General features: G+C 62.2%; 16 protein-coding genes. 15 read left to right on the forward strand and 1 reads right to left on the reverse strand.

The features are described from left to right. Positions 1-36: 36 nt before the first annotated feature. From hutH (BM416_RS28380) to BM416_RS28450, 15 genes are all read left to right on the forward strand, one after another. The gene (gene hutH, locus BM416_RS28380) at positions 37-1,545 is read left to right on the forward strand and encodes a histidine ammonia-lyase (RefSeq protein ID WP_092490194.1); all 1,509 of its coding nucleotides are present in this window, start codon (positions 37-39) and stop codon (positions 1,543-1,545) included. A gap of 33 nt (positions 1,546-1,578) precedes the next feature. Continuing rightward, a complete protein-coding gene (hutH, locus tag BM416_RS28385; protein ID WP_092490195.1) occupies positions 1,579-3,117 on the forward strand; it encodes a histidine ammonia-lyase in 1,539 nt (512 codons plus the stop codon). 160 nt (positions 3,118-3,277) lie between these two features. Beyond that, positions 3,278-4,687, forward strand: coding sequence for an amino acid permease (locus tag BM416_RS28390; protein ID WP_065925740.1), 1,410 nt, complete (start codon positions 3,278-3,280; stop codon positions 4,685-4,687). A gap of 15 nt (positions 4,688-4,702) precedes the next feature. Further along, complete coding sequence (gene hutI, locus BM416_RS28395) at positions 4,703-5,908, forward strand: imidazolonepropionase (protein ID WP_092490196.1); 1,206 nt, start codon at positions 4,703-4,705, stop codon at positions 5,906-5,908. 11 nt (positions 5,909-5,919) lie between these two features. Further along, the gene (hutG, locus tag BM416_RS28400) at positions 5,920-6,720 is read left to right on the forward strand and encodes an N-formylglutamate deformylase (RefSeq protein ID WP_092490197.1); all 801 of its coding nucleotides are present in this window, start codon (positions 5,920-5,922) and stop codon (positions 6,718-6,720) included. A gap of 131 nt (positions 6,721-6,851) precedes the next feature. Further along, a complete protein-coding gene (locus BM416_RS28405; RefSeq protein WP_092490198.1) occupies positions 6,852-7,799 on the forward strand; it encodes a choline ABC transporter substrate-binding protein in 948 nt (315 codons plus the stop codon). Positions 7,800-8,136: 337 nt separating this feature from the next. Further along, positions 8,137-9,066, forward strand: coding sequence for an alpha/beta hydrolase (locus BM416_RS28410; protein WP_092490199.1), 930 nt, complete (start codon positions 8,137-8,139; stop codon positions 9,064-9,066). Between the two features lie 103 nt (positions 9,067-9,169). Then, positions 9,170-10,141, forward strand: coding sequence for a prolyl aminopeptidase (gene pip / locus BM416_RS28415; protein WP_027605045.1), 972 nt, complete (start codon positions 9,170-9,172; stop codon positions 10,139-10,141). Further along, complete coding sequence (gene dtd, locus BM416_RS28420) at positions 10,138-10,575, forward strand: D-aminoacyl-tRNA deacylase (protein WP_092490200.1); 438 nt, start codon at positions 10,138-10,140, stop codon at positions 10,573-10,575. Before pip ends, dtd begins: the two co-directional genes overlap by 4 nt. Before the next feature lie 323 nt (positions 10,576-10,898). Next, positions 10,899-12,578, forward strand: coding sequence for a glucan biosynthesis protein G (locus BM416_RS28425; RefSeq protein WP_222935589.1), 1,680 nt, complete (start codon positions 10,899-10,901; stop codon positions 12,576-12,578). After that, positions 12,571-15,141, forward strand: coding sequence for a glucans biosynthesis glucosyltransferase MdoH (mdoH, locus tag BM416_RS28430; protein ID WP_092490201.1), 2,571 nt, complete (start codon positions 12,571-12,573; stop codon positions 15,139-15,141). Before BM416_RS28425 ends, mdoH begins: the two co-directional genes overlap by 8 nt. 177 nt (positions 15,142-15,318) lie before the next feature. Continuing rightward, positions 15,319-16,128, forward strand: coding sequence for a transporter substrate-binding domain-containing protein (locus BM416_RS28435; protein ID WP_027605041.1), 810 nt, complete (start codon positions 15,319-15,321; stop codon positions 16,126-16,128). 210 nt (positions 16,129-16,338) lie between these two features. Next, a complete protein-coding gene (locus BM416_RS28440; protein ID WP_065940764.1) occupies positions 16,339-17,136 on the forward strand; it encodes a transporter substrate-binding domain-containing protein in 798 nt (265 codons plus the stop codon). A gap of 94 nt (positions 17,137-17,230) precedes the next feature. After that, the gene (locus BM416_RS28445; RefSeq protein ID WP_065925730.1) at positions 17,231-18,190 is read left to right on the forward strand and encodes an amino acid ABC transporter permease; all 960 of its coding nucleotides are present in this window, start codon (positions 17,231-17,233) and stop codon (positions 18,188-18,190) included. Then, entirely contained in the window at positions 18,183-18,917 is a 735-nt protein-coding gene (locus BM416_RS28450) for an amino acid ABC transporter ATP-binding protein (protein WP_027605038.1), read from the forward strand. The genes BM416_RS28445 and BM416_RS28450 overlap by 8 nt, the downstream gene beginning before the upstream one ends. Positions 18,918-18,929: 12 nt before the next feature. Here the strand turns inward: BM416_RS28450 and BM416_RS28455 are convergent, their stop codons facing one another. Then, complete coding sequence (locus BM416_RS28455; RefSeq protein ID WP_175539110.1) at positions 18,930-20,837, reverse strand: methyl-accepting chemotaxis protein; 1,908 nt, start codon at positions 20,835-20,837, stop codon at positions 18,930-18,932. Positions 20,838-20,852 lie beyond the last annotated feature (15 nt).

The following is a 20,852-nucleotide window of genomic DNA, read 5'->3' on the forward strand; positions in this document are numbered from 1 at the left end:
GCCGGCAAAGCTGTAGAGAATATGAAGAGGTCAACAATGTCCCAGGCAGCAAACATCATCATCGCCGACACTCCGCTGCGCTGGCAGGACGTGGTCGCCGTGGCCCGTCACGGTGCGGTGCTCGAACTCTCGGGCCAGGCCTGGGCGCGGATCGACAATGCCCAGGCCATCGTGCAGCGCATCGTCACCAGCGGCGAACGTGCCTATGGCGTGAACACCGGGCTGGGCGCGCTGTGCAACGTGTCCCTTGAGGGCGAGCAGCTGAGCCAGCTGTCGCGCAATACCTTGCTCAGCCACGCCTGTGGCGTCGGCCCGGTGCTCAGCGACGAGCAGACCCGCGCGATCATCTGCGCGGCGGTCATCAACTACAGCCACGGCAAATCCGGCCTGCATCCGCAGGTGGTGCATTCGCTGCTGGCGCTGCTCAACCACGGCATCACGCCGCAAGTACCGTCCCAGGGCTCGGTGGGTTACCTGACCCATATGGCTCATGTCGGCGTGGCGCTGCTGGGTGTCGGAAATGTGAGCTATCGCGGCCGGATCGTGCCGGCGCAACAAGCCCTGGACGAAGAAGGTTTGCAGCCGGTGGTACTCGGCGCCAAGGACGGCCTGTGCCTGGTCAACGGCACGCCGTGCATGACCGGCCTGAGCTGCCTGGCCCTGGCCGACGCTCATCACTTGCTGCAATGGGCCGACGTGATCGGTGCCATGAGCTTCGAGGCCCAGCGCGGCCAGATCGACGCCTTCGACGAAGAAATCATCGCCCTCAAGCCGCACCCGGGCATGCAGCACGTCGGCAGCAACCTGCGTGCGTTGCTCGATGGCAGTGAAGTGATCGCCAGCAGCAAAGGCATCCGCACCCAGGACGCCCTGAGCCTGCGCTCGATCCCGCAGATCCACGGCGCGGCGCGCGACCAGGTGGAACACGCGACGCGCCAGATCGAGACCGAACTCAACAGCGCCACCGACAATCCGCTGGTGCTCGGCACGCCGGACCACTACCGCGTGGTGTCCCAGGCCAACCCCCACGGCCAGTCCGTCGCCCTGGCCGCCGACCTGCTGGCGATTGCCCTGGCCGAAATCGGCTCGGTCGCCGAACGTCGCCTCGACCGCCTCATCAACCCCCACGTCAGTGGCCTGCCGGCGTTCCTGGTGAGCAACCCCGGGGTCAACTCCGGGATGATGATCGTGCAGTACGTCGCCGCCTCGCTGTGCGGACAGAACCGCCAATTGGCGCAACCGGCGGTGCTCGACAACTTCGTCACCTCGGGCCTGCAGGAGGACCACCTGAGCATGGGCACCAACGCCGCGCTCAAGCTGCACCAGGTAGTGGCCAACGTCACCCAGATCCTCGCCATCGAGTACCTGTTGGCGGCCCAGGCCTTCGAATTCCTGAAAGACCAACGCTTCGGCGCGGGCACCGATCGCGCCTGGCGCCTGTTGCGTGAAGTGGTGCCGGCCTATGAGCAGGACCGTTGGCTGGCGCCGGATATTGCGGCCGCCGCCAAGGTGCTCAAGGACACCGCATTACCAAATCTGCACTGAACACTTATTTCAAAAGAATAATTCACAAGGAGTATGAATGTGACTGCGCTAAACCTGATTCCAGGCCAACTGAGCCTCGCCCAACTGCGGGCCATCTACCAGCAGCCGGTAACCCTCAGTCTGGATGACAGTGCCTCGGCCCAGATCGAAGCCAGTGTGGCCTGCGTGGAACAGATTCTCGCCGAGAACCGCACCGCCTACGGCATCAACACCGGTTTCGGCCTGCTGGCCTCGACCCGCATCGCCAGTGAAGACCTGGAAAACCTCCAGCGTTCCCTGGTGCTGTCCCACGCCGCCGGCGTCGGTGAGCCGATCAGCGATGCGCTGGTGCGGCTGGTCATGATGCTCAAGGTCAACAGCCTCAGCCGTGGGTTCTCCGGGATTCGCCGGCAGGTGATCGACGCGCTGATTGCGCTGATCAATGCCGAGGTGTACCCGCATATTCCGTTGAAAGGCTCGGTGGGCGCTTCCGGTGACCTGGCGCCATTGGCGCATATGTCCCTGGTGCTGCTGGGCGAAGGCAAGGCGCGCTACAAGGGTGAATGGCTGGAGGCGACTGACGCGCTGAAAGTCGCCGGCCTGACGCCGCTGACCCTCGCCGCCAAGGAAGGCCTGGCGCTGCTCAACGGCACCCAGGTGTCCACCGCCTATGCCCTGCGTGGCCTGTTCGAGGGCGAAGACCTGTTCGCCGGCGCCCTGGCGTGCGGCGGCCTTACCGTGGAAGCGGTGCTGGGTTCGCGCTCGCCGTTCGATGCGCGTATTCATGCGGCTCGCGGTCAACGTGGGCAGATCGATTCGGCGGCGGCCTACCGTGACCTGCTGGGTGAGAGCAGCCAGGTGTCGCAGTCGCACCAGAACTGCGACAAGGTGCAGGACCCGTACTCCCTGCGCTGCCAGCCACAAGTCATGGGCGCCTGCCTGACCCAGTTGCGCCAGGCGGCCGAGGTACTGGTGGTCGAAGCCAACGCCGTGTCCGATAACCCGTTGGTATTTGCCGCTGAGGGTGACGTGATCTCCGGTGGCAACTTCCACGCCGAACCGGTGGCCATGGCCGCTGACAACATGGCCCTGGCCATCGCCGAAATCGGCTCCCTGAGCGAGCGCCGTATCTCGCTGATGATGGACAAGCACATGTCGCAACTGCCGCCGTTCCTGGTGGGCAATGGCGGGGTGAACTCCGGTTTCATGATCGCCCAGGTGACCGCCGCCGCCCTCGCCAGTGAGAACAAGGCATTGGCTCATCCCCATAGCGTCGACAGCATCCCGACGTCCGCCAACCAGGAAGACCACGTGTCGATGGCCCCGGCTGCCGGCAAGCGCCTGTGGGAAATGGCCGAGAACACCCGCGGCATCCTCGCGGTGGAATGGCTGGCCGCGTGCCAGGGCCTGGACCTGCGCGAAGGCCTGAAAACCTCGCCGAAGCTGGAAAAAGCCCGTGGCATCCTGCGCGCCAAAGTGGCGTTCTACGATAAGGACCGCTTCTTCGCCCCGGACATCATCGCCGCCAGCGAACTGCTCGCCAGCCGCTGCCTGAATGAGCTGGTGCCGGCCACGTTGCTGCCGAGCCTGTAAGCGGCTCGAAGGACGGCATGGCTCTCTGTGGCGAGCGAGCTTGCTCGCGCCGGGCTGCGCAGCAGCCCCAAAAAAGGCCGCGAGCGCTTCGCACTCGAGCGCGAGCAAGCTCGCTCACCACAAACAACTTTCTCAGGATAAAAATAATTAGGGACGAGAAATGCACCAGCAAGAAAAGGGTTTGAAACGCGGGCTGAGCGCCCGCCATATTCGCTTCATGGCCCTCGGTTCCGCGATCGGCACCGGGCTGTTCTACGGGTCCGCCTCGGCCATCCAGATGGCTGGCCCCGCCGTGCTGCTGGCCTACCTGATCGGCGGCGCCGCGGTGTTCATGGTGATGCGCGCCCTCGGTGAAATGGCCGTGCACAACCCGGTCTCCGGCTCCTTCGGCCAATACGCCAGCACCTACCTGGGCCCGTTGGCCGGTTTTATCCTGGGCTGGACCTATGCCTTTGAAATGATCATCGTCTGTCTCGCCGACGTCACCGCCTTCGGCATCTACATGGGCTTCTGGTTTCCCGAGGTCGCACGCTGGGTCTGGGTGCTCGGCATCGTGTTTTTGATCGGCGGCCTGAACCTGTGCAACGTCAAGGTCTTTGGCGAGATGGAGTTCTGGCTGTCGCTGCTCAAGGTCGGCGCCATCGTGGCGATGATCCTCGGCGGTTTCGGCATCATGCTGTTCGGCATCCACTCGGCCGGCGAAACCCAGGCCAGCGGCCTGAGCAACCTGTGGGCCCACGGCGGCTTCATGCCCAACGGCATTGGTGGGCTGATCGCCTCGTTTGCCGTGGTGATGTTCGCGTTTGGCGGCATCGAGATCATCGGCATCACCGCCGGTGAAGCCAAGGATCCGCAGCGCGTGATCCCCAAGGCGATCAACGCCGTGCCGCTGCGCATCCTGTTGTTCTACGTGCTGACGTTGTTTGTCTTGATGGCCATCTACCCATGGCCGCAGATCGGCAGCCAGGGCAGCCCGTTCGTGCAGATCTTCAGCAACCTCGGGATAGGCTCGGCGGCGACCCTCCTCAATATCGTGGTGATTTCGGCGGCCGTGTCGGCCATCAACAGCGACATCTTCGGTGCCGGCCGCATGATGTACGGCCTCGCGCAGCAAGGGCAGGCGCCCAAGGGCTTTGCCCGGTTGTCCAGGCAAGGCGTACCGTGGATGACGGTGGTGGTGATGGGCGCCGCCTTGCTCGGCGGTGTGCTGCTCAACTACCTGATCCCGGAAAACGTGTTCCTGCTGATCGCGTCGATTGCCACCTTCGCCACCGTATGGGTGTGGCTGATGATCCTGTTCACCCAGGTCGCCATGCGCCGCTCGATGACGAAAGAGCAGGTCGCCGAATTGAAATTCCCGGTGCCGTTCTGGCCCTACGCGCCGGCTGCGGCCATCGTGTTCATGCTGTTTGTGTTTGGCGTGCTCGGTTACTTCCCGGACACCCAGGCGGCCTTGCTGGTCGGTGCGGTGTGGATCGTGTTGCTGGTCGTTGCCTACCTGCTGTGGGTCAAACCCGCCGCCGGGCAAGCGGCCAAGGTCCATTACGACCCGGCCTTGTCTCATCGATAACTTAGGGAGGCGTTGATGAAAACCCTTTGGCAACACTGCCACGTCGCAACCATGGCCCAGGGCAAATACTCGATCATCGAGGATGCCGCCCTGGTCACTGCCGGTTCGCTCATCGAGTGGATCGGTCCGCGCAGCGAAGTACCGACGGCGGATTACGCCCAGGTACATGACCTGCAAGGCGCGTGGGTCACCCCCGGGCTGATCGACTGCCACACCCACGCGGTGTTTGGCGGCAATCGCAGCGGCGAATTCGAGCTGCGCCTCGAGGGCGTGAGCTATGCCGACATCGCGGCCAAGGGCGGCGGTATTGCCAGCACCGTGCGCGCCACCCGCGCCGCCACGGAGGATGAACTCTTCGCCAGCGCCCATAAGCGCCTGCGCAGCCTGCTGCGCGACGGCGTGACCACGGTGGAGATCAAGTCCGGCTACGGCCTGGACCTGGCCAACGAGCGCAAGATGTTGCGTGTGGCTCGGCGCCTGGGCGAAGCGCTGCCGGTCAGCGTGCGTGCCACGTGCCTGGCGGCCCATGCATTGCCCCCGGAGTACAAGGATCGCGCCGATGATTACATCGAGCACATCTGCGCCGAGATGCTGCCGGCCTTGGCGGAGGAAGGATTGGTGGACGCGGTGGATGCGTTCTGTGAATACCTGGCGTTTTCCACCGAGCAGGTGGAGCGCGTGTTCAAGGTCGCCCGGCAACTCGGCCTGCCGGTGAAGCTGCACGCCGAGCAGTTGTCGTCGCTGCACGGCTCCAGCCTGGCGGCGCGTTACCACGCGCTGTCGGCGGATCACCTGGAATTCATGACCGAAGAAGACGCCATCGCCATGGCCGCTGCCGGCACCGTCGCCGTGTTGCTGCCGGGGGCGTTCTACTTCCTGCGCGAAACCCAGCTGCCGCCGATGGACGCCCTGCGCAGGCACGGCGTGAAGATCGCCATCGCCAGTGACCTCAACCCCGGCACCTCGCCGGCGTTGTCGGTGCGCCTGATGCTGAACATGGCCTGCACCCTGTTCCGCATGACCCCGGAAGAAGCCCTGGCCGGTGTCACGCAACATGCGGCCACCGCCCTGGGCATGGGCGACACCCATGGATCCCTGGAAGTGGGCAAGGTGGCCGACTTTGTCGCCTGGCAGATCGATCGCCCCGCCGACCTCGCCTATTGGCTGGGCGGTGAGCTGGATAAACGCGTCGTGCGCCACGGCGTCGACGTCACTGTATAAGGAGCACTGTTGTGAATAAGGTTCTGAACTTCAAACAAGGCCGTGTGCCGCTGCTGGTCAGCATGCCCCACGCCGGCCTGCGCCTGACGCCTGCGGTGGAAGCCGGGTTGATCCCCGAGGCGCAAAGCCTGCCGGACACCGATTGGCACATCCCCACGCTGTATGACTTCGCCGAAGCGCTGGGTGCCAGCACCCTGTCGGCGGAGTACTCGCGGTTTGTCATTGACCTGAACCGGCCTTCGGACGACAAGCCGCTGTACGCCGGTGCCACTACCGGTCTGTACCCGGCGACCCTGTTCGATGGCGTGCCGTTGTTCCGGGAAGGGCTGGAGCCGAGCGAGACAGAGCGCGCCAGTTACCTGCAAAAGATCTGGGGCCCGTATCACCGCACGCTGCAAGAGGAACTGGCGCGGCTCAAGGCCGAGTTCGGCTACGCGTTGCTGTTCGATGCGCACTCGATCCGCTCGGTGATCCCGCACCTGTTCGAGGGCAAGCTGCCGGACTTCAACCTCGGCACCTTCAACGGCGCCGCCTGCGATCCGGAACTGGCCAGCCAGCTCGAGGCCATCTGTGCCACCCATCCTCAGTACACCCATGTATTGAACGGGCGCTTCAAGGGCGGGCATATCACCCGCCATTACGGCAATCCGGCGCAGGATATCCATGCGGTGCAGCTGGAGTTGTGCCAGAGCACGTATATGGAAGAGTTCGAGCCGTTCCGCTATCGCCCGGATCTGGCCGAGCCGACGCAGGTGGTGTTGAAGCAGCTGCTGGAAGGCTTGCTGGCGTGGGGGCGCAAGCGCTACGAGTGACGAACGGTCGCCCCTGTGCAACTCACAGTCGCCACAGGTCGTGTTGGGAGAGGTCTCGCTCGGTAAGGTTGTGGTTATGGCGCACCAGACGCCACTTCCCATAATAAAAGCTGCCGAGTGAGACCTCTTTCATGAAAAGACTGTTCAACCGTTACCTGTTGACCCTCACCGGCGCCGCACTCCTCAGTGCCCAAGCCATGGCCGCCGAACCGGCCTCCTGCAAAACCGTGCGCATGGGCGTGGTCAGTTGGACCGATGTGGTCGCCACCTCGGGCATGGCTGACGTGCTGCTCAACGGCCTGGGCTATGACAGCAAGCAGACCAGCGCCGTGCAGCAGATCATCTTTGCCGGTATCCGTGATAAACGTCTGGACGTGTTCCTCGGCTATTGGAAGCCGGCGATGGACAACAACATCGCGCCGTTTCTGGCCGCCAGGCAGGTCAAGGTCTTTGATAAACCCAGCCTCGCCGACGCCCAGGCTACCCTGGCCGTGCCGCAATACGTGGCTGACGCCGGGCTGAAGACCTTTGCCGATATCGCCCGTTTCAAGGACAAGCTGGGCGGCAAGATCTACGGCATCGAGCCCGGCAGCGGCGCCAATACCGATATCCAGAAAATGATCGACACCAACCGCTTCGGCCTGGGCGGCTTCAAACTGGTGGCTTCCGGTGAGGCTGGCATGTTGGCGGCGGTGCAGCGCGCGGTGAACCGCAAGGAGTTCGTGGTATTTGTCGGGTGGACCCCGCACCCCATGAACATCAATATGAAAATGGCCTATCTCACTGGCAGCGAAGACGTGTTCGGCCCTGACGAAGGGCGCGCAACGGTCTCCACCGTGACCGCGCCGGACTTCGCCGAACGCTGCCCCAACGCTAACCGATTGCTCGAGAACCTGACCTTTACCGCGGCCCAGGAAAGCCAGCTCATGGTGCCGATCATGGAGCGCCAGTCGCCGCAGGATGTGGCCAGGCAATGGCTGCGCGACCACCCCGAGGATTTGCAGCGTTGGCTGGCCGGGGTTACAGCATTTGATGGCAGCGATGGCTTGGCGTCGCTCCAGGCCTACCTCAAACCCTAAGCGGGGCTTGCCCCCGATAGCCATGGGTATCTTAAGGGTTGACGCATAACGCTGTGGTGAGCGGGCTTGCCCCGCGCTGGGCTGCGAAGCAGCCCCAATAAAAGCGCCGGGATTTTTCTGTTAGTACTCAGCGCGTGGGGTTTTAGGGCTGCTTCGCAGCCCAGCGCGGGGCGAGCCCGCTCACCACAAGAACTTCATTACCTCAGGTTATGCTTTCACCGAAGATGTGTAGATACGACTGCCCCGATAGCGCCATGCCAGGCCACCTATCAAGTGACTGATCCATCGCAATCGGAAACCCCCGACCTTGAACCTGCCGCGCCAGAGATCATCGCGTATGTACCCGATATCCCCGCAACTCGCCGCCTTCGTCGCAAAAACCGAGTCCTTCACCCGCGCGGACTCTTCCCTGACCAGCCAGCGCCAAAGTTACCGGCACATGTGCCAGGCATTCACCCCACCGAAACCGGAAGGCTTGCAGCTCACGGACTTCACCCTGGCCGGCGTGGGAGTGCGCAGTTATCTGCCCTCCACACCGCCACCCGCCGACGGCTGGCCATGCCTCCTCTATATACACGGCGGTGGCTGGGTGGTCGGCGGCCTGGATTCCCACGACTTCATCTGCTTCGAGCTGGCCAATGCCCTCCGGGTGCTGGTGATCGCCATCGACTACCGCCTGGCGCCCGAGCACCCCTTCCCGGCCGCCTACGACGATTGCCGCGCAGTGTGGCAGGCGATCCAGGAAGGGCAGGCGCCACATGCCATCGATCGGCAACGCCTGGCGGTGGTCGGTGACAGCGCGGGCGGCAACCTGGCGGCGGCGTTGTGCCTGGGGTTGCGCGATGATGGCCAGCCTATGCCGCGGGCCCAGGTCCTTATTTACCCCGGACTGGGCGGCCCGGCTGATTTGCCCTCGCGCCGTGACTGCATGGACGCGCCGCTGCTCAGCACTGCCGACACCGACTACTACCTGGCGCTCTACCTGCGCGGTTTGGATAAACCATCGGCCTATGCCATGCCGCTGTTGGCCGAGGATCTCAGTGGTTTGCCCAGGGCCTTGATCGCAGTCGCCCAATTCGACCCGCTGCGCGACGACGGCATGCTGTACGCCGAGCGCCTGCAACAGGCCGGTGTGCCTGCACTGTTGTATCCGGGCAAAGGCCTGGTCCACGGCTGTCTACGCGCAAAGGGCCAGGCCCCGGAGGTGGATCGGCTGTACGGCTACCTGTTGGATTACCTGAGGAGCGAACTGCTGACGCAGCTCTAAGCGCTCAAGGACATGCTCATTGCACAATTCGGGTTTATAGTGCCAGACGGCAAAATAAAAGACGTCCCCCCAGGGATGAACCCGACCCCCTACGGAGCGCGCAATGCAGACTTGGTACCCGCAGATCAAACCCTACGCCCGGCACGATCTGGCCGTCGATGACACCCACACGCTGTATGTCGATGAAAGTGGCTCCCCCGAAGGCTTGCCTGTCGTATTCATCCACGGTGGCCCTGGCGCCGGTTGCGATGCCCAGAGCCGCTGCTATTTCGATCCCAACCTGTACCGCATCGTCACCTTCGACCAGCGTGGCTGCGGCCGTTCCACCCCCCGCGCGAGCCTGGAAAACAACACCACCTGGGACCTGGTCGCCGACCTCGAGCGCATCCGCGAACATCTTGGCATCGACAAATGGGTGCTGTTCGGCGGCTCCTGGGGCTCGACCCTGGCCCTGGCCTACGCGCAAACCCACCCCGAACGTGTGCATGGCCTGATCGTGCGCGGTATTTTCCTCGCCCGCCCCCAGGACATCGAATGGTTCTACCAGGCCGGTGCCAGCCGCCTGTTCCCGGACTACTGGCAGGACTACATCGCGCCGATTCCCGCCGATGAGCGTCACGACATGATCGCGGCCTACCACAAGCGCCTGACCGGCAACGACCAGATCGCCCAGATGCACGCTGCCAAGGCCTGGTCCGGCTGGGAAGGGCGCATGCTCGGCCTGTGCCCGAGCCCGCAGCACGTGGAGCGCTTTTCCGAGCCTCAGCGCGCGCTGTCCATTGCGCGTATCGAGTGCCACTACTTCACCAACAACTCCTTCCTGGAGCCCAACCAGCTGATTCGCGATATGCACAAGATCGCCCATCTGCCTGGCGTCATCATCCATGGCCGCTACGATATGATCTGCCCGCTGGATAACGCCTGGGAGCTGCATCAGGCCTGGCCGAACAGCGAACTGCAGGTCATCCGTGAAGCGGGTCATGCGGCGTCCGAGCCCGGGATTACCGATGCACTGGTACGCGCGACCGGCGAAATGGCACGGCGCCTGCTTGATCTGCCGCCAGAAGAAGCATGAAGGGCTTGCTGCAACGGGTGCGCGGCGCCCGGGTCGAAGTGGCGGGCGAAATCGTCGGGGCGATCGACCAGGGTTTGCTGGTGCTGGTGGCCGTCGAACCTTCAGATACACCCGAGAGCGCCGACAAACTGCTGCACAAGCTGCTTAACTACCGGGTGTTCAGCGACGACGAGGGCAAGATGAACCTGTCGTTGAAGGATATCGATGGGGGATTGCTGCTGGTGTCGCAGTTCACCCTGGCGGCGGATACCAGGAGCGGCCTGCGGCCAAGCTTCTCAACCGCTGCCCCGCCGGCCCTGGGAGCGGCGCTTTTTGATCACTTGCTGTTACAAGCGCAACAATTGCATGGCAAGGTGGCCTCGGGGCGTTTTGGCGCGGATATGCAGGTGCATCTGGTCAATGATGGCCCTGTGACCTTTCTCTTACAGACATGAATGTATTAAAAACGACTTTAATGCCTAAAAACGTAGGGTTTCGCTACAAATACTTCGTTGTCCCTGATGCGTTGTCTCGCGGGCTACTAGATAATCGCGCGCTACGGGGATCAGCGTTGTTTGGTCCATTTTTGACTTAGGTAGAGACTTGTCCGACAGCCTCAGGGGAATCATTTGGACCCTGGGGAGTCGGAACAATGCTCGCCAACCTGGCATATAGATAGCTGGCCGTTGGTTTTTTGATCTGTTTTCGGCGAGGGTTGCTCGTGATTGTTAGTCCCTGTAATGCACCAAAATTGTCTGCCAAACGGTTACGAAACGCACTGGTGACGGGCTCTGCCCTGTTTTGCCTGTTCGGCGCGGGTCAACTGTGGGCATTCAGTCTGGATGATGTGTCGGCCAAGGCAAAAGAGCTGGCCGGGCAGAAATACGAAGCTCCGCGCAGCAATCTGCCGAACGAATTCCGCGAAATGAAGTTCGCGGATTACCAGAAGATTCGTTTCCGCAATGAAAAAGCCGAATGGGCCGATCAGAACACCCCGTTCAAGTTGTCCTTCTATCACCAGGGTATGCATTTCGATACACCGGTGAAAATCAACGAAGTGACCGCCGACAGCGTCCAGGAAATCAAATACGACCCGACTCGCTTCGATTTCGGCGACGTGAAGTTTGATCCTAAAGCCACCGAACAGCTGGGTTACGCCGGTTTCCGTGTGCTTTACCCGATCAACAAGGGTGACAAGCAAGACGAAATCATGACCATGCTCGGCGCCAGCTATTTCCGCGTCGTCGGCAAGGACCAGGTCTATGGCCTGTCCGCCCGTGGCATGGCGATCGATACCGCGCTGCCGTCGGGTGAGGAATTCCCGCGCTTCACCGAGTTCTGGATCGAACGTCCAAAACCGGGTGACAAGCACCTGGTGATCTTTGCCCTGCTGGATTCCCCACGTGCGACCGGCGCCTATCGCCTGATCCTGCGTCCGGGCACTGACACGGTTGTCGATGTGAAATCCCAGATGTTCCTGCGTGACAAGGTCAGCAAACTGGGGGTTGCCCCGTTGACCTCCATGTTCCTGTTCGGTGCCAACCAGCCGTCCAAGGTGCTCAACTACCGTCGCGAGTTGCATGACTCCAGCGGCCTGTCGATCCATGCCGGCAACGGCGAGTGGATCTGGCGCCCCCTGAACAACCCTAAACACCTGTCGGTCAGCAACTTCACCGTGGAGAACCCGCGTGGGTTCGGCCTGCTGCAACGGGGTCGCAACTTCAGCCACTACGAAGACCTCGACGACAACTACGACAAGCGTCCAAGCGCGTGGATCGAGCCTGAAGGCGACTGGGGCAAGGGCTCCGTCGACCTGGTCGAGATCCCGACTGCCGACGAAACCAACGACAACATCGTTGCATTCTGGAGCCCGGCCGAGTTGCCGGAAGTCGGCAAGCCGCTGGAAGTGGCCTACCGCCTGCACTGGACCCTCGATGATGCCGCGTTCCATTCGCCGGACAGCGCCTGGGTCAAGCAGACCCTGCGCTCCACCGGTGATGTGAAGCAATCCAACCTGATCCGTCAGCCGGATGGCAGCGTGGCGTACCTGGTGGACTTCGAGGGCCCGTCCCTGAAGAAACTGCTGCCGGACGCCCCGGTGCGCAGCCAGGTGAGCGTGAGTGACAACGCCGAGCTGGTAGAAAACAGCGTGCGCTACAACGAACACACCAAAGGCTGGCGCCTGACCCTGCGTATGAAGATCAAGGACGCAGGCAAGCCGACCGAGATGCGTGCAGCCCTGGTCCAGGACATCACGCCGCCTGAGCCTGAGCATGTTTCGACCCAGGTGCTGAAGGCCGACAAGGTCCTGGCCAAGCAGCATGAGAAACAGGCCAAGAAAGACGCGAAAGACAAGGAAGCCAAGCAGCCAGAAGCTGCCCCAGCCACACCGGAGCCGATCAAGACCGAGCAAGTCCTGACCGAAACCTGGAGCTATCAGTTGCCTGCCGATGAGTAATTCTCAAGTCCAGCCAGAGACTCTCTCCGAGTACCTGGCGCATCTTCCGATGACCGCTGAGCAGCGCGCCGAGTTGGCGGGCTGCACATCCTTCACCGAGTTGCACGAGCGCTTGTCGTCCAAGGCGTTCGATGCACCCGTCGACGCCGCCCAGGCGTCGGTGGGTCGCCGCTTGACCCTCAGCACGGCCGAAGAGCTGCAAGACGCCGAAATGCTCGGGCTCGACGCCAGTGGGCGCGTGTGCCTCAAGGCCACTCCGCCCATCCGCCGTACCCGCGTGGTGCCTGAACCGTGGCGCACCAATATCCTGGTGCGCGGCTGGCGGCGGATCACCGGCCGCAGCAACCCGCCGACCCCGCCGAAGGATGAGCGCGTATTGCCGGCGGCCCGCTGGCGTACCGTGGGTTCGATTCGTCGTTATATCCTGCTGGTGCTGATGCTCGGCCAGACCATCGTGGCCGGCTGGTACATGAAAGGCATCATGCCGTACCAGGGCTGGTCGCTGGTCGACTTCGACGAGATCCGCAACCAGACCCTGCTGCAAACCGCCACCCAGGTGCTGCCTTACGCCCTGCAGACCAGCATCCTGATCATGTTCGGGATCCTGTTCTGCTGGGTTTCGGCCGGTTTCTGGACTGCATTGATGGGCTTCCTCGAACTGCTCACCGGCCACGATAAATACCGGATTTCCGGTAAAAGTGCCGGCGACGAGCCGATCCCGAAAGACGCGCGCACCGCGCTGGTCATGCCGATCTGCAACGAAGACGTGCCGCGGGTATTCGCCGGTTTGCGCGCGACGTTCGAATCGGTGGCCGCCACCGGTGACCTCGATCGTTTCGACTTCTTCGTGCTCAGCGACAGTAACGAGGCCGACATCTGCATCGCCGAGCAGCAAGCCTGGCTCGACGTCTGCCGTGAGGCGGGTGGCTTCGGCAAGATCTTCTATCGCCGCCGTCGCCGTCGCGTGAAGCGTAAAAGCGGCAACCTCGACGACTTCTGCCGTCGTTGGGGCGGCGACTACAAGTACATGGTGGTTCTCGACGCCGACTCCGTGATGAGCGGCGAATGCCTGACCAGCCTGGTGCGCCTGATGGAAGCCACGCCGGATGCCGGGATTATCCAGACCGCGCCGCGTGCGTCGGGCATGGACACCCTGTATGCGCGCATGCAGCAATTCGCCACCCGGGTGTACGGCCCGCTGTTCACCGCCGGCCTGCACTTCTGGCAGTTGGGTGAATCCCACTACTGGGGTCACAACGCGATCATCCGCATGAAGCCGTTTATCGAGCACTGCGCCCTGGCGCCATTGCCGGGTAAAGGTGCATTCGCAGGTTCCATCCTGTCCCACGACTTCGTTGAAGCGGCGCTGATGCGCCGTGCCGGCTGGGGCGTGTGGATTGCCTACGACCTGCCGGGCAGCTACGAAGAACTGCCGCCGAACCTGCTGGATGAACTCAAGCGTGACCGTCGCTGGTGCCACGGCAACCTGATGAACTTCCGCCTGTTCCTGGTCAAGGGCATGCACCCGGTGCACCGCGCGGTGTTCCTGACCGGCGTGATGTCCTACCTGTCGGCGCCGTTGTGGTTCCTGTTCCTGGTGTTGTCCACGGCTTTGCTGGCGGTCAACACGCTGATGGAGCCGCAGTACTTCATGGCGCCACGCCAGTTGTACCCGCTGTGGCCGCAATGGCATCCGGACAAGGCGGTGGCGCTGTTCTCCACCACCATCGTGCTGCTGTTCCTGCCGAAATTGCTGAGCATCATCCTGATCTGGGCCAAGGGCGCGAAAGAGTTCGGTGGCAAGTTCAAGGTAACCATGTCCATGCTGCTGGAGATGCTGTTCTCCATGCTGCTGGCGCCGGTGCGGATGATTTTCCACACCCGTTTCGTGCTCGCCGCGTTCCTAGGCTGGGCCGCGACCTGGAACTCGCCGCAGCGTGACGACGACTCCACCCCGTGGGGCGAAGCGATCAAGCGTCACGGCACGCAGACCCTGCTTGGCTTCTTCTGGGCTCTGCTGGTGGTGTGGTTGAACCCGAGCTTCCTGTGGTGGCTCGTGCCGATCGTGGGTTCGTTGATGCTGTCGATCCCGGTATCGGTGATCTCCAGCCGGGTCAACCTCGGCCTGAAGTCCCGCGATGAGAGCCTGTTCCTGATCCCTGAGGAATACAATCCGCCGCAAGCGTTGCTGTCCACCGACAAGTACACCCACGAAAACCGTTGGCACGCGCTGAAAGACGGCTTCGTACGTTCGGTGGTCGACCCGCAGCAGAACGCCCTGGCCTGTGCCCTGGCGACCTCGCGTCACGGTCAGGCCGAGCCGATTGAGTACCTGCGTACCGAACGTGTGCGCCACGCGTTGAAAGTCGGCCCTGCCGGCCTCAACAACGGCGAACGCCTGGCGTTGCTCAGTGACCCGGTAGCCCTGGCCCGCTTGCATGAGCAGATCTGGAGCGAAGGGCATGCCGAGTGGCTCGCTGCCTGGCGTAATTCGATCAAGGCCGACCCGCACGCGCCGTTACTGCCGCTGCAACCGCTGTCGTCCCAGGCCCAACCGGCCTGATTCAGGCGCCCCCGAGGGTTCACTTCGGGGGCGTTCGAAGCGCTGGTCCTACAGCGTTTCTCTATCGCCCTAACTCCTTGTTATTTCGAAACAAAAGTCCCTTGTCCGAGGCGTATTTGCGTGCCCGCGAGTGGGGTAGGATCGCCCCCCAAATTTGACTCGATCACAGGGGGATTCATGATCAAAAGGTATTGTTCGGCATTGCTGATCGGCGTTATCGCATTGATTCACGCTGGTCTGGTGCAGGCCGGTGCCATCGACGATGCGGTTCGGCGTGGTGTGTTGAAAGTGGGTACTACGCCCACCTATGTGCCCTTTGAAATGACCGATAAAGAGGGCCGTATCGTTGGCTTTGAAATCGACCTGCTCAAGGTGATGAGCCAGGCCCTGGGCGTTGAGCTTGAATTGGTCAGCGTGCCCTATACCGAGTTGCTGCCTGGGCTACAGGCGAAAAAGTTCGACCTGATCGGCAGCGGCATGACCGTCACCCAGGAGCGCAACCTGAAGCTGAATTTCAGCGACTCCTTTATCGTGGTGGGGCAAACCGTGTTGCTGCACCCCAGCCTGAAGGACAAGGTCGCCAGTGTCGAAGACCTGGACGACGCCACTTACCGCGTCACCACCGTCCAGGGCACCACTGGCGAGGCGGCGGCGCAACGCTTCCTGGGGGCGGCGCGCTTGAGCAGTTTTGCAACGCCCCGGGAAGCTGTGCGCCAAGTGGTGAACGGTGCCGCCGATGCCTTTATTTATGATGCGCCCTACAACCTGATCGCCCTGAGCTTGCCGGAAAACCGCGAGCTGCTGGCGCTTGAACAGCCGTTCACCTTTGAACCCTTGGCGTTTGGCGTGAAGAAAGGCGATTTTGACAGCCTCAACTGGATCAACCATTTCCTCAATCAAGTCGCCCAGGACGGAACCTACGATCGTTTGCACGACAAGTGGTTCAAGGACATGGACTGGCTGGTAGAGGTCGACTGGAAGTCATAACTTCTTACACATCAATCCGTTGCCAGCGCTGCCAACGCAAGCGTCTATCCCAGCAGTTGGCTGCGCCGTTGTGGGGTTTTTCCGACATACGCAGATAACAAATACCCGTGAAACCTTTGTGACAGGCAATGAGTGGGTTAGGATCGCACCCCGAATTGGTGCAGCCCTTTTGCGCGCCGACCGTATAAGAATCGTTCAGGGGACTTGATGATGAAAAAGTATCTTTCGATGCTGCTGCTCGGCGTCGCCGCGCTGGTTGCGGCCAATGCCGCCCAGGCCGGTGCCATCGATGATGCGGTCAAGCGCGGCACGCTGAAAGTCGGCATGGACCCGACCTACATGCCGTTCGAAATGACCGACAAACGGGGCGAAATCATTGGGTTCGAGGTCGATATCCTCAAGGCCATGGCCAAGTCCATGGGCGTCAAGCTGGAGCTGGTGTCCACCGGCTATGACGGCATCATTCCGGCGTTCCTGACCGGCAAGTTCGACATGATCGGCAGTGGCATGACCCTGACCCAGGAACGCAACCTGCGCCTGAACTTCAGCGAACCCTTCATTGTGGTTGGCCAGACCCTGCTGATCCGCAAGGACCTGGAAGGCACCATCAAGTCCTACAAAGACCTGAACGACGAGAAGTACCGCCTGACCTCCAAGCTCGGCACCACCGGTGAGATGGTCGCCAAGAAGCTGATCTCCAAGGCCAAGTACCACGGCTATGACAACGAGCAGGAAGGTGTGCTGGACGTGGTCAACGGCAAGGCCGATGCCTTCGTGTATGACGCGCCGTACAACGTGGTCGCCGAGAAAAAAGTCGGTAACGGCAAGCTGGTGTTCCTCGAAGAACCCTTCACCTTTGAACCCCTGGCGTTCGGCCTGAAGAAGGGGGACTACGACAGCATCAACTTCATCAACAATTTCCTGCACCAGATCAAGAACGACGGCACCTACGATCGCATCCATGACAAGTGGTTCAAGAGCTCCGAGTGGCTCAAGGACATGGAATAAAGCGGGACTGTTTTCTGGTGTGAGAGGGCTTGCTGTGGGGAGTCCGCTCGCCACCTCAGGTGTGCGGGCCTCGATTTTTTTGGATGCTGAGTAGATGAAACAGAAAAAAGCCCAATGGCCCTGGCACCTGCTGACCGTCGTCGTGCTGGTCGGCCTGGCTGGCGCCTTGTACTACGCCACCTCGCTCATGTCCTACGAATGGCGCTGGAACCGGGTCCCGCAGTACTTCGCCTACCAGGCCGAAGAGTCCCAGCGCGCTGCGGACATCTCCACTGTCGTGGAACTGGTCCGCAAGGGCGATGTGGCCGAAGTCACCCTGCGCAACGATGCCGGCGTCGAGCAACGCGTGAGCGTGGCCGACAACAGCCTGCAAGTGGCGCGCGGCGATGATGTGGCCGAAGGCGATGTCATCGGGGTTAACCGCCATTGGGCGTTGGGCCCCTTGATGTGGGGCCTGTGGACCACGTTGTGGCTGTCGGTGGTATCCGGGATTCTCGGCCTGGCGATCGGTCTTGCCACCGGGTTGTGCCGACTGTCCAATAACCCGACACTGCGCGATCTGTCGACGATCTACGTCGAACTGGTGCGTGGTACGCCACTGTTGGTGCAGATCTTCATTTTCTACTTCTTTATCGGCACGGTGCTCAACCTGTCGCGGGAATTCGCCGGAATCGCCGCGCTGTCGCTGTTCACCGGCGCCTATGTGGCGGAAATCGTCCGCGCGGGGGTGCAGTCCATCACCCGTGGCCAGAACGAGGCGGCTCGCTCCCTGGGCCTGAGCGCCAGCCAGTCGATGCGCCATGTGGTGCTGCCGCAGGCCTTCAAGCGCGTGTTGCCGCCGCTGGCCGGGCAATTTATCAGCCTGGTGAAAGACACCTCGCTGGTCTCGGTGATCGCGATTACCGAGCTGCTCAAAAGCGGTCGCGAAGTGATCACCACCTCGTTTTCGCCGTTTGAAATCCTGTTCTGCGTCGCGGGTTTGTACCTGCTGATCAACCTGCCGCTGTCGAAAATGGCCAGCCGGCTTGAGCGGAGGCTCGCCCAAAGTGATTGAAGTCCGCGATCTGGTAAAAGTCTTCGATACCCGCGGGCACGTGGTGCGCGCGGTGGACCATGTGACCACCCAGGTGGCCAAGGGCGAAGTGTTGGTGGTGATCGGCCCGTCCGGCTCCGGCAAGTCCACGTTCCTGCGTTGCCTCAATGGCCTGGAAGAATTCGATTCCGGCTCGGTGAGCATCGATGGCCTGCAACTGGCCGACCCGAAAACCGATGTGAATGCCTATCGCCGTGAAGTCGGCATGGTGTTCCAGCACTTCAACCTGTTCCCTCACATGACCGTGCTGGAAAACCTGTGCCTGGCGCAAAAAGTCGTGCGCAAGCGCGGCAAGAAGGAGCGCGAAGCCAAGGCCCTGGCGTTGCTGGAAAAGGTCGGCATTGCGCAGAAAGCCAACGAGTTTCCATCACGGCTTTCCGGGGGCCAGCAACAGCGCGTGGCGATTGCCCGGGCGTTGGCGATGGAGCCCAAGGTGATGCTGTTCGACGAGCCCACCTCGGCCCTCGACCCGGAAATGGTCGGCGAGGTGCTGGACGTGATGAAGACCCTGGCCCTGGAAGGCATGACCATGGTCTGCGTCACTCACGAAATGGGTTTTGCCCGTGAAGTGGCGGACCGGGTGCTGTTCTTCGATCATGGCAAGTTGCTGGAAGATGCGGCCCCGGCCGAGTTCTTCGCGGCGCCCAAAGACCCGCGCGCCCAGGCGTTCCTGCGCCAGGTGCTATAGGGCGCGGGGCGTTCATACCTTGAACCGCCCCACGCATTGCTGCAAATCCGTTCCCAGCCGCGCCAGTTCGATACTGGCCGCTGCCGTCTGTTCACTGGCGGCGGCGGTTTGCTCCGAGGCGTCGCGTACTTTCAATACGCTGCGGTTGATCTCTTCGGCCACCGCACTTTGCTCCTCGGCGGCAGCGGCGATCTGCGGGTTCATTTCCTGGATGACCGACACCGTGCGGGCGATCTCCGTCAGCGAGTCCCCGGCGTTGCGGGCCAGGCCGACGCTGTTGTCGGTCAGGGTGCGGCTGTAGTCCATGATATCGGCCACCAGTTGTGTACCGCTGTGCAGGCCGCCAATCAGCTCTTCGATTTCCTCGGCGGACTGCTGGGTCCGTTGGGCGAGACCGCGCACCTCATCGGCGACCACCGCGAAGCCTTGACCGGCCTCGCCGGCCCGTGCGGCTTCTATCGCAGCGTTGAGCGCCAGCAGGTTGGTCTGCTGTGACACTGACTTGATCACATCCAGCACGCTGCTGATTTTCTGGCTTTCCCGTTGCAGCCCAATCATGGCCTGGCCTGCGCGCGCCATTTCATGGGCAAGGTGCTCAATTTGCGCCACGGCATCCGTCACCACCTGATCGCCCAGCTCAGTCTGTTGATTGGCCTGTCCGGCGGCGAACGAAGCCTGCTCGGCGTGGCGCGCAACCTCCTGGGCGGTGGCGAGCATCTGGTTCATGGCGGCGGCGACCTGCTCGGTTTCATCGCGCTGATGATTCACCCCGGCGCGAGTTTGTTCGGTCACGGCGGAGAGCTCTTCGGCGGCGCTGGCAATTTGCCGCGCGTTGTCGCTGATGTTGCCAATCAGCCCCCGCAGGTTCAGCGTCATTTGGCTCATGCTGCGTTGCAGTTGGCCCAACTCGTCACGCCGTCGGGACTGCACGTCGTGGCTCAGGTCGCCTTGCGCAATGCGATTGGCGGCGGACAGCGCTTTGCGCAGCGGTTTCACGATTTGCCCGGCAATCAGCCAGGCCGCCAGGGTGCCCAGCAGCAAGGCGGCAGCGGTCGTACCAAGGGTTTGGGTGCGGGCTTGTTCGGCTTCGCGTTCGCGCCGTTGAGTCTGGTCCTGGCTCAAGAGATCGCTCTGGGCGAGCAGTTGGTCCAGTTGCTGTTCCAATTGCTTTTGCGCGCCCTCGGTTGTGAGTTGCGTGTCCTTGAGGCGTGTCAGGTGGGTGCGGATACTGAGCACGGTATTTTTCAGGGCGCCACTGTCGACCGGCAATTTTGCTACGCCAGCCTGGGCGAGTTCGAGGTTGCGCTCGGCGTCGCTGACGGCCTGGGCGTAGGCATCCAGCGAGCTGGCGGCCCAGGCAGGGCTTTGGGCGCGGTCCTCCGCCTGCTCTATGGCCTGGCGCAGGTTTTCGATGGCATCGAGGGCTTTTTCATCCTCCTGGTCGGGCAAGTCGCTGGCCAGTTGTGCCAGCACGTCACCGGTGCGTACGGAGCTCTGCTTCAGTTGTTCGCGGGCACTCTCACGTTTCTCGACCAGGGCGGGCACCTCCTTGAGCGTGGTTTTGAACGTTGTGGAGAGGCGGGTCATCTCTTGCAGGTACTGAATGGATTTGGGGACTTTGAGCCGGTTGGAAAGCTCGCTCAGGAATCCGTCGATTTTTTCTATGCTCACGCTCAAGTTGTTGAGGCTGTTGGTATCGTCCAGGGTGCGGTAAACGATTCTGTCGGCCCGCAGTTCTTCACCAGCCACTGCCAGTTGTGCGAGTACGGTCAGCGTCTGCGAGCGGTACAAAGAGGCGGCAAGCGCTTGCCAGCCAGTCACGGCAATCACAAGGCTCAACGCCAGGACCAGGGAGAAGCCCAGGGCTAGTTTGAGGGTGACACTGGCGTCACCCAGCAGGTGAGTCATTCGACGAAGCATGATCAACCTCCGACA

Origin of the sequence: Pseudomonas sp. NFACC42-2 (assembly GCF_900116055.1) — a bacterium.
Taxonomy (GTDB): domain Bacteria; phylum Pseudomonadota; class Gammaproteobacteria; order Pseudomonadales; family Pseudomonadaceae; genus Aquipseudomonas; species Aquipseudomonas marginalis.

Excerpts from the sequence above, each read along its gene's own strand:
- hutH (WP_092490194.1), top strand. The coding sequence starts at position 37 with ATGTCCCAGGCAGCAAACATCATCATCGCCGACACTCCGCTGCGCTGG.
- hutH (WP_092490195.1), top strand. The coding sequence starts at position 1,579 with ATGAATGTGACTGCGCTAAACCTGATTCCAGGCCAACTGAGCCTCGCC.
- BM416_RS28390 (WP_065925740.1), top strand. The coding sequence starts at position 3,278 with ATGCACCAGCAAGAAAAGGGTTTGAAACGCGGGCTGAGCGCCCGCCAT.
- hutI (WP_092490196.1), top strand. The coding sequence starts at position 4,703 with ATGAAAACCCTTTGGCAACACTGCCACGTCGCAACCATGGCCCAGGGC.
- BM416_RS28405 (WP_092490198.1), top strand. The coding sequence starts at position 6,852 with ATGAAAAGACTGTTCAACCGTTACCTGTTGACCCTCACCGGCGCCGCA.
- BM416_RS28410 (WP_092490199.1), top strand. The coding sequence starts at position 8,137 with ATGTACCCGATATCCCCGCAACTCGCCGCCTTCGTCGCAAAAACCGAG.
- pip (WP_027605045.1), top strand. The coding sequence starts at position 9,170 with ATGCAGACTTGGTACCCGCAGATCAAACCCTACGCCCGGCACGATCTG.
- dtd (WP_092490200.1), top strand. The coding sequence starts at position 10,138 with ATGAAGGGCTTGCTGCAACGGGTGCGCGGCGCCCGGGTCGAAGTGGCG.
- mdoH (WP_092490201.1), top strand. The coding sequence starts at position 12,571 with ATGAGTAATTCTCAAGTCCAGCCAGAGACTCTCTCCGAGTACCTGGCG.
- BM416_RS28435 (WP_027605041.1), top strand. The coding sequence starts at position 15,319 with ATGATCAAAAGGTATTGTTCGGCATTGCTGATCGGCGTTATCGCATTG.
- BM416_RS28440 (WP_065940764.1), top strand. The coding sequence starts at position 16,339 with ATGAAAAAGTATCTTTCGATGCTGCTGCTCGGCGTCGCCGCGCTGGTT.
- BM416_RS28445 (WP_065925730.1), top strand. The coding sequence starts at position 17,231 with ATGAAACAGAAAAAAGCCCAATGGCCCTGGCACCTGCTGACCGTCGTC.
- BM416_RS28455 (WP_175539110.1), bottom strand. The coding sequence starts at position 20,837 with ATGCTTCGTCGAATGACTCACCTGCTGGGTGACGCCAGTGTCACCCTC.